The sequence below is a fragment of the Pantoea sp. C1E2 genome, from assembly GCF_056491465.1.
On the sequence record NZ_JBSZHT010000002.1, the window covers coordinates 4,050,454 to 4,063,706 of the forward strand.

Below are 13,253 nucleotides of genomic sequence, written 5' to 3' on the forward strand. Positions count from 1 at the left end.
AACTACCAATTACTGATGACGATCAGTGTATGGCAGCAGGGACAGGTAGCGAGCGCGCTTGATGCAACGAGCGAGCTGACGCTGGTATTTTGCACGAGTACCGGTAATACGGCTCGGGACAATTTTACCGCTTTCGGTAACGTAGTTTTTCAGTGTAGCGATATCTTTGTAATCAATCTCTACAACACCTTCCGCTGTGAAACGGCAGAATTTGCGACGACGGAAATAACGTGCCATTTGGCTAGTCTCCAGAATCTATCAATTCAATCTGCTCGGCATGTAACACCATTCTGCTCTGACCATTGCGTGCCTGATGGCAGCTAATGAATCCTTCGAGAGTGAGTTGCGTACCGACCGTTATATGTTGAGTAATCACCTGGTGGGTGCTGCCGCTGATAATCACCGGCATTTGACACCAGGCTTGCCGGTGGAAACCGGCTTCCTCCTGCACAGACCGATGCTCAAGCACGAACTGGCAGTGTGGAATCCCTGACGGACTGATTTTTCGAACTGGCGTCTTGCACACAGTGCCTGACAGGCGCAGTCGATTTGCCGTCATGTCGGATTACTCTTCAGAATCCCCAGCATCTGAGTCATCTGATGATTCGCTAGCGAAGTCTTCGCGACGATCACGACGCTCATCTTTCGCTTTAACCATCGGAGATGCTTCAGTTACCGCGTGCTTAACGCGCATAACCATGCTGCGGATAACGGCGTCGTTGAAGCGGAAGTTAGTTTCCAGCTCGTCAATCACTTCCTGCGGCGCTTCTACGTTCAGCAGAACATAGTGAGCTTTGTGCAGTTTGTTGATTGGGTAAGCCAGCTGACGGCGGCCCCAGTCTTCCAGACGGTGAATCGTGCCCTGTGCACCGGTGATAGCACCAGTGTAACGCTCGATCATACCTGGAACCTGTTCGCTCTGGTCAGGGTGGACCATAAATACGATTTCGTAATGACGCATCGATAGCTCCTTACGGATTATTCAGCCTCCTGTCGGGGTCAGCTGCGGCCCATGGAAGCAAGGAACGTTATAGGTAGTGAATCATTTAAATGAAACACACCTCTGAATGCAGCTGAAAAATTGACGCGTAATCATACTGGCGTACCCCAGGAAACTCAAGCGCACAATTCATCAAATCGTGGGGGTCGTGCCAATTAAGCGCACCTTTTGTGCTAAGGATTAAGATTCAGCAGGTTAGTGAAGGATTGTTCAAAATTGCTGATGGAGGCGTTCAACAGGGCGATCTGGCATCAATGTGGCGAAGAACTAAACTATTTACAGGCGCAACGGTTTGGCTTATTCGCGGCGTCTGAGAGTGCAATCCCTGAGGTGAGGAGTCGAATATGAAAACCATCATTTTCGCCACTTTACTGGGTCTCTTCCTGTCTCCACCCGCTTTCGCCAGCTCCGCTGACTACGCGCAGCAGATGAGAAGTAACAGCAGCAATGCGGCTTCAGGCTATGTCTATGTCAACCGGCTGGATGCGCCTGGCAGTAACCCGGTCAGTGCGAATACCAGTGCAGCAGATCGTTTATCTTCACAACTGTAAATCGGAAGACGTAACGGGCTGGCCTCTTTGCCAGCCCGAGTTTTTTCACAGCTGATGTTTGAAAAAACTCACCAGCGCGGTGAGGGCTGACGGCGTAATTTTGTGGCCAATCTGCTTTTCTGACAGGTAAGTGATTTTGTCATTCAACGCGGCTTCACGCAGCGCTTTCTCCAGACGGACGGTTTCGGCAAACGGCACCACTTCATCGGCTTCGCCGTGCCACAACAGCAACGGGCGATTAGCCAGTTTATCCAGCTGCTGGCTGGGATCGTAAGGCGCCAGCGGTGCGAGGCGGGCGGCAAGCGTCTCTTTTTGCTCTGGCGTGCGCGCCACCAGCGGCGGGAACAGCGTTTGACTCAACTGCATAAAGTAACCTGAGCCCATCATGCAAGCGACACTATGAATCTGCGGATAGCGCACCATCGCGCCTAGTGCCGTCATGCCGCCCATCGAGGCACCAGCCACCGCAAAGCGCTCATCGGCAATCCAGTCGTTCTCACGCAGCGCTGCTTCTAACAACGGCACTTCGTCGATGTTCTGTTTGAGGATCTCCCAGAAGTGCGTCATGCGCGTTTCGGTATCCCCGTTGTAGCGCGCCCCGTGCATGTCGGCGTCTGGCATTATCACGCGAAAACCGGCCTGCGCCAGTGCCACCGCAAAGTAGCTGTACACCTCTTTGGATGAGGTAAATCCGTGATAAAACAGGATGGTGGGTAAACGTGCCTGCCGCTGTCCCGCGGGAGCCGTGTGAATACACTCAATGCCTGCCAGGTTTTCCGTTGCCAACTCAATCATACCGCCTCCGTTGAGAATGATTATCACCCGTCACAGTGTAAGCGCTGAACGGCAAAACGCGAGCGACTTCACATTTAATCAGAATAATTTCTGTACTAAACCTTTTGCCGCATTTGCCGTTGATCTTGTACCCCTCCAATAATATTGAAATAGGTACTTTATGAAGCGTCTCTCTCTCAGCGCCATGGGTCTCGGCATTAAACTGTCTGTATTGACGTCTTTAAGCGTGGCGATTGTGCTGTTTACCTTGACCTTAACCCTGAGCCATAACGCGGCACGCCAACTGGAGCAGTTGGCCACCGACGATATGCAGAATCAGGTGTTGGGCATCAATGAAATGGCCACCATGTTTAACGCCACTCTGTCTGAAGAAGTGGCGAATTACACCAAGCTGTTCCAAAGCTTCCTGCCTAAACGCTTTAGCCGTGATGAAAATGAGCGTGTCCAGGTCGGCGAACTCAGTACGCCAACGCTGCGCGCCGGACTGAAAACGCTCAATCTTGATCAAATCGCCGTGGATGATTTTCTCGATCGCACCGGTGCGGTGTCGACCATCTTTGTGCGCGACGGTGAAGACTATGTCCGTATCGCTACCTCATTGAAAAAACAGGATGGCAACCGCGCCATCGGCACCAAATTGGATCGCAGCAGTGCAGCATGGCGCAGCGTTAATCAGGGCGAAGTTTATCGCGGACTGGCCACGCTGTTTGGCCATCGCTACATCACCCAGTACCAGCCAGTGCAGGATGAGAGCGGTGCGGTGATCGCCATTCTGTTCGTCGGCGTGCAGATCGATACGCAATACGCCCTGATGCGTGACAAAGTGCTGGCGCGCCATCTTGGCGAAAGTGGCAACTTTTTTGTTCTGAACGGCACCCCCGGCAGCACGCAGGGGCAATATCTGTTTGATCGTGAATCAGAGGGCAAATTGCCGCGTTGGGGTCAGACCGTCCAGCAGCAGCTGTTAACCCAGCCAAAAGGGTTGATGAGTATTGAGCTCGACGGTGAAACTACATTATTGGCGTGGCAGCAACTGCCGGGCTGGAACTGGATTATCGCGGGAAAAGTGAGTCGCGCCAGCCTGCTGGCCCCCATTACCCAGAGCCGCAACCTGTTTATCGTGATTGGCTTTGCACTGGTCATCGCTTTCGCCGTGGGCTTTATCTGGTACAGCCGCCGCGCCATTACGCGTCCGTTACAACAGGTGATTCATCTGGCGGAGCAGTATGCGGCCGGGAATTTGCAGGCGCATCTGGATTCCAGCCGTCGTGACGAAATCGGCCAACTGGTGGCAGCCATTAATGGCATCGGCGATGGACTGGAAAAAGTGGTGAGTCAGGTTCGCCATGCGGCACGCGATATCAGCCGTGGCACCGATACGATCGCCGCCAGCAGCTCCAGCATCAGTGAGCAGATCAATCGTCAGGCGAGTAGCGTGGAAGAGACCTCTGCCAGCATGGAGCAGTTTGGTGCAACTGTCGCGCAAACCGCGGCCAACGTGCGCCAGGCGATGGCGCTGGTCGGTGAAGCGGCCAGCACCGTCAATCATGGTGGCAGTACAGTGGCACGCTCTGTCGAAACCATGGCGGAGATCCGCGTGGCTTCACAAAGCATCGCCGATATCACCCATGTGATTGAGTCGATTGCTTTTCAGACCAACATTCTGGCACTTAATGCGGCGGTAGAAGCGGCGCGTGCCGGTGAGCATGGCAAAGGCTTTGCCGTGGTGGCAGCGGAAGTGCGTGCGCTGGCGCTGCGCAGTGCCAATGCGGCCAAAGAGATCGATAACCTGATCGCCACCTCCATCGATAAAGTGGCGGCCGGGCATACGCTGTCCGAGCAAACGCGCGATGCGATGCAGCATATCGTCAGCCATATTGAGCAGGTCAAAACGCTGATGGGCGAGATCAATATCGCTGCCCAGGAGCAGGCGGCGGGCATTGGTCAGGTGAATCTGGCGATGAATCATATTGGCCAGGCGACGCACCAAAGCAGCGATATGATTACTCAATCGGAAACCACTGCGCAGACGCTGAGCCAGCAAGGTCATCATTTGACCCAGCTGGTGAGTGTTTTTCATCTGAAAGACTGATGTGAGTCGGGAAGATGGCCTAAACTGGAGCCATCTTCCTTTTCAGGAGCTTGTTATGCGTCGCCTCTTACTGGTGTTGAGCTTGTTATTAACCGGTTGTGCCGCGTTTAAAACCACCCCCGAAGCCCCACCGCCGCCCACCAGCCACGCGCAGGAGATCAGCCGTGCGCAAAGTTATGGTTTGCGCAAGCTCGGCAACATTACCGTCTCCACCCGTGGTTCACCGGATGATGCCGAACGCGCACTGGCTGCACGAGCGAATCAGGCGGGCGCCGTGTATTACCAAATCCTGATGCTGGATGAAACCACGCTACCCGGCTTTTGGTACGGCACCGCGATTCTCTATGGCGCGCCATCAGCCAGCGCTGGCTCGCAGCAGTAGGCGCGCGCTGAGATCGTCACTCAGCGAACGTCGCCCCCGCATATCCAGATGTTGATCGCACCAGCCATCGGCCAACGGCGGTTCTGCCACTTTCAACAGAATCGCTGCCGTCGCCAATTGTAAAAGCGCCTGCGTGACCTCACGCGCCATACCTTCTCGCACGTGATTGAGCTGCAGCCTTAACTGACGCCAGCGACGATCAAAGTGGCGATTTATGCCTTTTACCGCTTCAAATTCATCGTTGAGCATAGTCATCACATCGACCTGACGACCCAGCACGCGCAGCACGTCGAGGCACATCACGTTGCCGGAGCCCTCCCAGATGCTGTTGACCGGCATCTCGCGGTAGAGACGAGGCAGCTCACTCTCTTCGCAATAGCCGATACCGCCCAGCACTTCCATCGACTCCGCCACAAATGGCATGCCGGCTTTGCAGATGCCAAACTTGGCGGCAGGTGTGAACAGCCGCGCATATAAACGTTCATGCTCGCTGGCGGGGGTTGACCATGCGCGCGCTAATCGCATGAGCAGCGCGGTCTGCCCTTCCAGCTGCAGGGCCTGCTGCGCCAGCACGGTGCGCATTAATGGCTGATCGCTGAGGTTTTTGCCCATCACCTGACGCTGCTGCGCGTGATGCAGCGCAATCGACAGGGCACGCCGCATCAAACCATGGCTACCCAATGCGCAATCCAGGCGCGTCATGCCACCCATTTTCAGGATAAGCCGTACACCATCGCCCTCTTCGCCCATCAACCAGCCTATCGCATCCTGAAACTCCACTTCGGCGCTGGCGTTAGAGCGGTTGCCCAGCTTGTCTTTTAGGCGTTCAATCCGAATCGCGTTGCGCATGCCATCAGGCAGCAGGCGCGGCAGAAAGAAGCAGCTCAGCCCCTGTGAGGTTTGCGCCAGTATCAGATGCGCATCGCTTTGCGGCACGGAGAAAAACCATTTGTGACCGGTGATGCGATAAGGCTCGCCTGTGCCGTGCACACCAATCGGTTCCGCGCGCGTGCTGTTGCTGAGCACATCGGTTCCGCCCTGCTTCTCGGTCATGCCCATGCCAATCAACAGGCCGCGCTTTTTATTACCCGGCTGATGATGTGCATCGTAACGATCGCTCAGCAGCGCCTCGCGCCAATCAGCGTAGACCTCCGGCAGATGATTTTGCAGTAGCGGAATGGCGGCGTGGGTCATGGTCACCGGACAGAGCGAACCCGCTTCAACTTGCGCGTGCAAAATAAAACGCGCGGCTCGTGCCACCATGGCATTGGGCTGCACATTCGGCTGCCAGCTGAGATTGTGCAAGCGGCTGGCGCACAATCCCTGCATCAACAGGTGCCATGCCGGATGAAAGCGCACTTCGTCCAGCCGCTCACCGCGTGCGTCGTAGCGTAGCAGTTCAGGTGATTGCGCATTGGCCAGACGGCCCAATTCAAGGGATTCGGCGCTGCCGAGTTGCAGTCCAACGGAGGCCAGCCATTCGCGGTCCCAGCCTGCACCTTCGCGTGCCACCGCCTCGCACAAGGCGATATCGCGGGTGAATAAATTGCTGTTACTAAGAGGATGGGGCTGATTGAAAACGCTGTGGGTTGTCCAGGTCATAATGTGGCATCTCCCTCATAAAACGCATGGTTCAAGTATGAGGGGGATGTGCAGTTATGCCTGGCTCAGAAACACTTTTGCGGCGGGGATCACGCCAAACGCTGACGCACCGCTTCGAACAGGCAGACGCCGGTCGCGACAGAAACGTTCAGTGAAGAAACGCTGCCAGCCATTGGGATGCTGATCAGCTCATCGCAGTGTTCACGGGTCAGACGACGCATGCCTTCGCCTTCCGCGCCCATCACCAGCGCCATCGGGCCGGTCATTTTGCTCTGGTACACGTTGTGATCGGCTTCGCCTGCGGTGCCCACCACCCAGATGTTATACTCCTGCAGTAAACGCAGGGTACGTGCCAGGTTGGTGACACGAATCAGGGGCACGTTTTCTGCTGCGCCACTGGCAACTTTTTTCGCCGTGGCATTCAGCGGAGCGGCACGATCTTTCGGCACAATCACCGCATGTACGCCAGCAGCATCAGCGCTACGCAGACAGGCACCGAGGTTATGCGGATCGGTAACGCCATCCAGTACCAGCAGGAACGGTTTCTCCAGACTTTGCAGCAGATCCGGTAAATCGCCTTCCTGATAGTTTTTACCCTGCTTCACGCGCGCCACGATACCCTGATGCACACCGCCTTCCACCTGGCTATCGAGCCATTGGCGGTTAGCCACCTGAACCACAATTCCCTGAGCTTCCAGTGCGGCAATCAGTGGCTGCAGGCGACGATCGTCACGGCCTTTGAGAATAAAGACTTCCTGGAAACGCTGAGGATCACGTTCCAGCAGCGCCTGCACGGCATGAATACCAAAAATTATTTCACTCATTTGTTTGCTCAAGGTTGGATGTATCTATCTGAAAATATGGGTATTAACTTCGGCGCGCATGAATGCGCACCCTACAAAACTCGCTGCTCTAACGTAGGGTCGCCATTAATGGCGACCCTGGCTTTAAGGTATGCTCAGGTCTTCAAGCTTGGTGACCCAGCCCTCAGGCTTCGTTAGGTTTCTTCTTCGGCCCACGCTTGGCCTTGGTGGCGGCGGCGATTTTACGGGTTTTCTCAGAGACTTTTTTGCCTTTTTTCTCGGTGTTTGCCGATGGCTCAGCAGCCGCAGGCTTTTTCTTCTCGCTGCGGAACGCTGAATCTGGCTCGAAGGTGCCCTTTTTACCCGCATCGCGACGACGTCTGGCCGGTGGCTTACCGCCGCGCTTCTCACGTTCACGCTCGGTTTTACCTTCACCGCGCGGTACGCGTTTGCTGGAGATCAGCGCGAAGTCGATTTTGCGCTCATCCATGTGAACCGCTTCCACGCGCACTTCCACCGTATCGCCAAGGCGATAGGTACGACCACCGGATTCACCAATCAAACGCTGACCGACGGGGTCGAAACGGTAGTAATCGTTATCCAGTGAAGAAACGTGCACCAGGCCATCGATAAACAGATCGTTGAGGCGTACGAAGAAACCAAATCCGGTGACGCTAGAGATCACACCGTTAAACACATTGCCGACCTGATCCTGCATAAAGTCGCATTTCAGCCAGTCTGCCACATCACGCGTAGCTTCATCGGCGCGGCGCTCTGTCAGTGAACAGTGCTGGCCGAGTTGCAGCATCTGCTGCATATCGTAGTGATAACCGCCGTTTGGCGTGGTGTTACCCTTCAGCGTGCCCTGCTCTTTCGCCAGCAGGTATTTGATCGCGCGGTGTAACAGCAGATCAGGATAACGACGAATCGGCGAAGTGAAGTGCGCATACGACTGCAGCGCCAGGCCGAAGTGGCCGCGGTTCTCAGGATCGTATACCGCTTGCTTCATCGAACGCAGCAGCATGGTTTGCAGCATTTCCGCATCTGGACGCTCGGCCACTTGCTTCAGCAGTGCTGCATAATCAACAGGCTGCGGTTTCATGCCACCCGGCAGGCTTAAGCCCAGCTCGTTCAGCACGGTACGGAAGCTCTTGATGCTGTCTTCGCTCGGACGATCGTGATCGCGGAACAGTGCCGGCTCTTCGTGCTTCTCGACATAACGTGCTGAGGCAATGTTAGCAAGGATCATGCACTCTTCGATCAGCTTGTGCGCTTCGTTGCGAGCGGTGCGTTCAACACGGTCGATACGGCGTTCCGCATTGAAGATAAATTTCGCTTCCTCAGTTTCGAAGGAGATACCGCCACGCTGTTCACGCGCAGTTTCCAGCTCCTGATACATGTGATGCAGCTCTTCAAGGTGTTTAACCTGTGCAGCATACTGCTCACGCAGCTCGGTATCGCCCTGCAGAATGTTCCACACTTTGTTGTAGGTCAGACGCGCATGGGAGTTCATCACCGCTTCGTAGTGCTTATAGCCGGTGAGCTTGCCGCTGGAAGAGATGGTCATCTCACACACCATGCACAGACGATCAACTTGCGGGTTCAGCGAGCACAGGCCGTTAGAGAGAATCTCCGGCAGCATGGGCACCACTTGCGACGGGAAGTAGACCGACGTGCCGCGCTGATGCGCTTCGTCATCTAACGCCGTACCTGGACGCACGTAATAACTGACATCCGCAATCGCAACCCACAGACGCCAGCCACCACCGCGTTTTTTCTCACAGTAGACCGCATCATCGAAGTCACGCGCATCTTCACCATCGATAGTGACGAGCGGCAACTCACGTAAATCAACACGCCCTTTTTTCGCGGCTTCCGGCACCTGCTCTTGCAGCTTCGAAATCTCTTTCTCGACTTCTTCAGGCCAGGTATGCGGAATTTCATGGGTACGCAGCGCCATATCAACGGCAAGGCTGGTACCCATATCGTCACCGAGAATCTCGGTCACTTTGCCGATAGCTTTGGTGCGACGGGTCGAGCGCTGGATGATCTCTACCACCACAACCGATCCCATACGCGCGTTAAGTGTTTCTTCCTGCGGGATGAGAATGTCAAAGCTCAGGCGGCTGTCATCCGGCACCACAAATCCGGTACCGGCATCGGTAAAGTAACGACCCACGATCTGGCTGTTGCGCGGCTCAAGCACACGCACTACACGCGCCTCGCGGCGACCTTTACGGTCAGCGCTGCCCGGCTGCGCCAGGATCACATCACCGTGCAGGCAAAATTTCATCTGCTCAGCAGAAAGATAGAAATCATCTTTCTGGCCTTCAACGCGCAGGAAGCCATAGCCATCACGGTGGCCAATCACTTTGCCGCGCAGTAAGTCGAGGCGCTCTGGCAAGGCGTAACATTGACGACGGGTAAACACCAGCTGACCATCACGCTCCATGGCGCGCAGACGACGGCGCAGCGCTTCGAGCTGGTCTTCGCTGGTGATATTCAATTCCTGAGCAATTTCATCACGATTGATGGGTTTCTCACGCTTTTCTAACAGCGCCAGAATAAATTCGCGGCTTGGAATGGGGTTGTCGTACTTTTCTGCTTCTCTATCCTGGAAAGGATCTTTTGACATTACGGTTCCTCCGATGTCATTTAATTTGGATTGCCACCGGCGGTTCGGACAATAAAATTTGGTACAGTGAATCGTTATCTTTGACCAGATCGGCCAGCGTATAGTTATCCAACTCTTTGAGGAATAACTGGACCGCATCGTGCAGCGCCTTGCGCAGACGACAGGCCGGCGTAATGGCGCACTCTTCACAGTTCACCAACTGCAAAGGCTCCATTCTTCTCACAACCTGACCAATGACGATTTTTTCCGGGTCCATGCCTAAACGAATTCCGCCGTTTTTACCGCGAGTTGCGGCGACAAAGCCAGCCCGGCTTAGTTGGTTGATGATTTTAACCATATGGTTACGCGACACCCCGTAGGTATCGGTGACTTCGGTAATGTTGGTCTGCTTACCTTCCGGCAACGTCGCCATGTAAATCAGCGCACGCAGACCATAATCGGTGAAACTCGTTAGCTGCACATATACCTCGGTGAATCATCGGGCGTTAGGGTTATGCGCCGGTCGGCGTGGTGTTTAAGTATGATGATAAACCAGAGCGTGAAGGCCGGTGCGTTTTTTCTTAGGCAAGTATCGATAATTGCAAGAAAAAAGAGAGTGAGCGGAGTCAAAGAGCGGATAAACAAAGGCCGGACAGTGTCCGGCCATGTAAGATTATGCGTCGAACGGGTCACGCAGAATCATGGTCTCACTACGGTCCGGGCCAGTTGAAATAATATCAATCGGCACACCGGTCACTTCTTCCACACGCTTGATGTAGTCACGCGCTGCCTGCGGCAGACCTTCCAGCGTTTTCACGCCAAAGGTGGTTTCGCTCCAGCCCGGCATGGATTCATAGATTGGCTCAATACCTTCCCAACCTTCAGCAGCCAGCGGCGTGGTAGTCATTTCGCGGCCATCCGGCATGCGATAAGCCACACAGATTTTCACTTCTTTCAGGCCATCCAGCACGTCCAGTTTGGTCATGCAGAAACCTGACAGGGAGTTAATCTGTACTGCGCGACGTACCGCAACCGCATCCAGCCAGCCGGTACGACGACGACGACCGGTGGTCGCGCCAAACTCGTTGCCCTGTGCACACAGGAATTCGCCTGTCTCATCAAACAGTTCGGTTGGGAATGGACCCGCACCGACACGCGTTGAATAAGCTTTAACGATACCTAGCACGTAATCAACGTAACGCGGACCAATACCGGAACCGGTCGCCACGCCACCCGCAGTGGTGTTAGACGAGGTCACGTACGGATAAGTACCGTGATCGATATCCAACAGCGTACCCTGCGCGCCTTCGAACATGATCAGATCGCCACGCTTGCGCGCACCGTCCAACAGTTCAGACACGTCAACTACCATGCTGGTCAGGATGTCAGCCACAGCCAACGTATCGCTCAGCACTTTTTCGTAGTCTACGGCGTCAGTTTTGTAGTAATTAACCAGCTGGAAGTTATAGAAATCGACGATTTCTTTCAGCTTAACGGCGAAGGTTTCTTTGTTGAAGAGATCGCTCACGCGCAGACCGCGACGAGCAACTTTATCTTCGTAGGCTGGGCCGATACCACGACCGGTGGTACCGATCGCTTTGGCGCCACGCGCTTTTTCGCGCGCCAGGTCCATTGCGACGTGATATTGCAGAATCAGTGGACATGCTTCAGAGATCAGCAGACGTTCACGTACCGGCACACCGCGCTCTTCCAGGCCTTTCATCTCTTTCATCAGCGCTTCAGGTGACAGCACAACACCATTACCAATGATGCTGGTCACGTTATCACGCAGGATGCCAGATGGAATTAAGTGGAGGACGGTTTTTTCACCGTTGATGACAAGTGTATGGCCAGCATTGTGGCCACCCTGGTAACGCACAACGTAATTCGCGCGTTCAGTCAGAAGGTCTACGATCTTACCTTTACCTTCGTCACCCCATTGGGTGCCCAGTACGACGACGTTCTTACCCATTTTTTCAAAATCACCGATTGCTTAAAAATGGATTCTACCATCGGTTTTGCTCACTTTCAGCACTTTTAGCATACGATTGCGCGGTTTTTTGCCCGCGTTTTGATCAATACAACATGTTGGGGGAAACATTGACTGCAAGACACAATTTAGCCGTGCGTTATCGCTCAAATTTAACGCTATGCGCTCGCGTGCACGCTCAACATGTAATAAATCACTACGCCCGCTACCACTAACCCACCGCCAAAACGATGCAGGATACGATCGGGCAACTGCGCCATTGAAATAATCATGCGGCGCCAGATGCGCGGCAGAAACATCGGACCCAGCCCTTCCAGCACCAGAACTAATGCCAGCGCCATCCAGATGGTTGTGTTCATGCTATTTTTCCCAAAAAAAAGGCCGACAACATTGTCGGCCTCAAGGTTATATCAGTTCTTAACGCGCGGTGTTAGTCGGCGCCTTCATAAAGCGGAAGAAATCGCTATCCGGGCTTAACACCATCACATCCTGGTTGTCAGAGAAGCTGTTCTCGTAAGCACGCAGGCTGCGGATAAAGGCATAGAAATCAGGATCCTGACCGAAAGCATCAGCAAACAGTTTTGCTGCCTGCGCATCACCTTCACCACGTGAAATCAATGCCTGACGCTGGGCTTCAGCCAAAGTACGAGTGACCTGGTAATCCGCCTGAGCACGCAGTTTTTCTGCCTCTTCCTGGCCTTGTGAACGCTGGCTACGGGCAACCGCTTCACGCTCTGCGCGCATACGGTTGTAGATAGCATCAGACACTTCAGCCGGCAGGTTGATCTGCTTGATACGCACGTCAACCACCTGGATACCCAGTGCAGCCATACTGTTCGGATTCGGTGCTGGCTCGCTGCTGTTGGTTTCACGCTCAACGCGGGCTGCCGCGCTGGCAATCGCATCATCAGCTGCTGGCGTTTGCACTTCGTCATCACTGCCTGCGGTACCGGTGTTCAGCGCATCACGCACGTCGGTGGTCAAACGGCCACGTGAATCCGTCACGATGTCTTTCACATCCAGACGACCCATTTCAGAACGCAAACGGTCACTGAACTTACGTTTCAGCAGCACTTCAGCCTGAGAAACATCACCACCGCCGGTTGCCAGGTAGTAACGGCTGAAATCACTGATGCGCCACTTGATGTAGGAATCAACGATCAGGTCTTTTTTCTCTTTGGTAACAAAGCGATCGGCCTGGTTGTCCATGGTCTGGATACGGGCATCCAGCGACTTCACGGTTTCAATGAATGGGATCTTGAAGTGCAGACCCGGCGCATAAACCTGCGGCTTGTTCTCGTTATCACGCAGAACTTTACCGAAGCGCAACACGATACCGCGCTCACCTTCCTGCACCACGAACAGTGATGCGTACAGCGCCACCAGTACGACAATAATTACGGCAATAATTGGCTTACGCATCG

14 protein-coding genes are annotated in these 13,253 nt (G+C 54.4%); 3 read left to right on the forward strand and 11 right to left on the reverse strand.

What is annotated here, in order from left to right; genetic code table 11:
* Window positions 1-9: 9 nt before the first annotated feature.
* Genes rpsR through rpsF form a run of 3 tightly spaced genes read right to left on the reverse strand, consistent with a single transcriptional unit; the run spans window position 10 to window position 961 of the window.
* Window positions 10-237, reverse strand: a complete 228-nt coding sequence (gene rpsR / locus ACXI0A_RS19195; protein WP_004392491.1) for a 30S ribosomal protein S18 — start codon at window positions 235-237, stop codon at window positions 10-12.
* 4 nt (window positions 238-241) lie between these two features.
* Window positions 242-559: a primosomal replication protein N gene (gene priB / locus ACXI0A_RS19200; RefSeq protein WP_084937235.1), complete on the reverse strand. Its 318-nt coding sequence runs from the start codon at window positions 557-559 to the stop codon at window positions 242-244.
* A 6-nt stretch (window positions 560-565) separates the two neighbouring features.
* Window positions 566-961: a 30S ribosomal protein S6 gene (rpsF, locus tag ACXI0A_RS19205; RefSeq protein WP_084937237.1), complete on the reverse strand. Its 396-nt coding sequence runs from the start codon at window positions 959-961 to the stop codon at window positions 566-568.
* A gap of 383 nt (window positions 962-1,344) precedes the next feature.
* Between rpsF and ACXI0A_RS19210 the strand changes: the two genes are divergently transcribed.
* Complete coding sequence (locus tag ACXI0A_RS19210) at window positions 1,345-1,551, forward strand: hypothetical protein (RefSeq protein ID WP_034829327.1); 207 nt, start codon at window positions 1,345-1,347, stop codon at window positions 1,549-1,551.
* 45 nt (window positions 1,552-1,596) lie between these two features.
* On the opposite strand, the gene yjfP is transcribed toward ACXI0A_RS19210, so the two are convergent.
* On the reverse strand, window positions 1,597-2,346 hold the full coding sequence (gene yjfP, locus ACXI0A_RS19215) for an esterase (RefSeq protein ID WP_224933984.1): 750 nt from the start codon (window positions 2,344-2,346) through the stop codon (window positions 1,597-1,599).
* 160 nt (window positions 2,347-2,506) lie between these two features.
* Here yjfP and ACXI0A_RS19220 point away from each other — a divergent pair, with 160 nt between their 5' ends.
* Entirely contained in the window at window positions 2,507-4,438 is a 1,932-nt protein-coding gene (locus ACXI0A_RS19220) for a Cache 3/Cache 2 fusion domain-containing protein (protein ID WP_476150833.1), read from the forward strand.
* Window positions 4,439-4,493: 55 nt separating this feature from the next.
* Entirely contained in the window at window positions 4,494-4,820 is a 327-nt protein-coding gene (gene bsmA, locus ACXI0A_RS19225) for a biofilm peroxide resistance protein BsmA (RefSeq protein ID WP_476150832.1), read from the forward strand.
* Here bsmA and ACXI0A_RS19230 read toward each other — a convergent pair.
* From ACXI0A_RS19230 to hflC, 7 genes are all read right to left on the reverse strand, one after another.
* Entirely contained in the window at window positions 4,794-6,422 is a 1,629-nt protein-coding gene (locus ACXI0A_RS19230) for an isovaleryl-CoA dehydrogenase (protein ID WP_476150831.1), read from the reverse strand. The genes bsmA and ACXI0A_RS19230 overlap by 27 nt on opposite strands.
* 89 nt (window positions 6,423-6,511) lie before the next feature.
* Window positions 6,512-7,246 (reverse strand): 23S rRNA (guanosine(2251)-2'-O)-methyltransferase RlmB, encoded by a 735-nt coding sequence (gene rlmB, locus ACXI0A_RS19235; protein WP_476150830.1) that lies wholly within the window; start codon window positions 7,244-7,246, stop codon window positions 6,512-6,514.
* A gap of 163 nt (window positions 7,247-7,409) precedes the next feature.
* Window positions 7,410-9,860 carry a ribonuclease R gene (gene rnr, locus ACXI0A_RS19240; protein WP_224933989.1) on the reverse strand — a complete coding sequence of 817 codons (2,451 nt, stop codon included), beginning with the start codon at window positions 9,858-9,860 and terminating at the stop codon, window positions 7,410-7,412.
* A 16-nt stretch (window positions 9,861-9,876) separates the two neighbouring features.
* The gene (nsrR, locus tag ACXI0A_RS19245; RefSeq protein WP_224933990.1) at window positions 9,877-10,320 is read right to left on the reverse strand and encodes a nitric oxide-sensing transcriptional repressor NsrR; all 444 of its coding nucleotides are present in this window, start codon (window positions 10,318-10,320) and stop codon (window positions 9,877-9,879) included.
* A 192-nt stretch (window positions 10,321-10,512) separates the two neighbouring features.
* Window positions 10,513-11,811, reverse strand: coding sequence for an adenylosuccinate synthase (locus ACXI0A_RS19250; RefSeq protein ID WP_224933991.1), 1,299 nt, complete (start codon window positions 11,809-11,811; stop codon window positions 10,513-10,515).
* A 176-nt stretch (window positions 11,812-11,987) separates the two neighbouring features.
* Window positions 11,988-12,188, reverse strand: coding sequence for a DUF2065 domain-containing protein (locus tag ACXI0A_RS19255; protein WP_200576668.1), 201 nt, complete (start codon window positions 12,186-12,188; stop codon window positions 11,988-11,990).
* A 58-nt stretch (window positions 12,189-12,246) separates the two neighbouring features.
* Window positions 12,247-13,251, reverse strand: coding sequence for a protease modulator HflC (gene hflC, locus ACXI0A_RS19260; protein ID WP_224933992.1), 1,005 nt, complete (start codon window positions 13,249-13,251; stop codon window positions 12,247-12,249).
* Window positions 13,252-13,253: the final 2 nt, after the last annotated feature.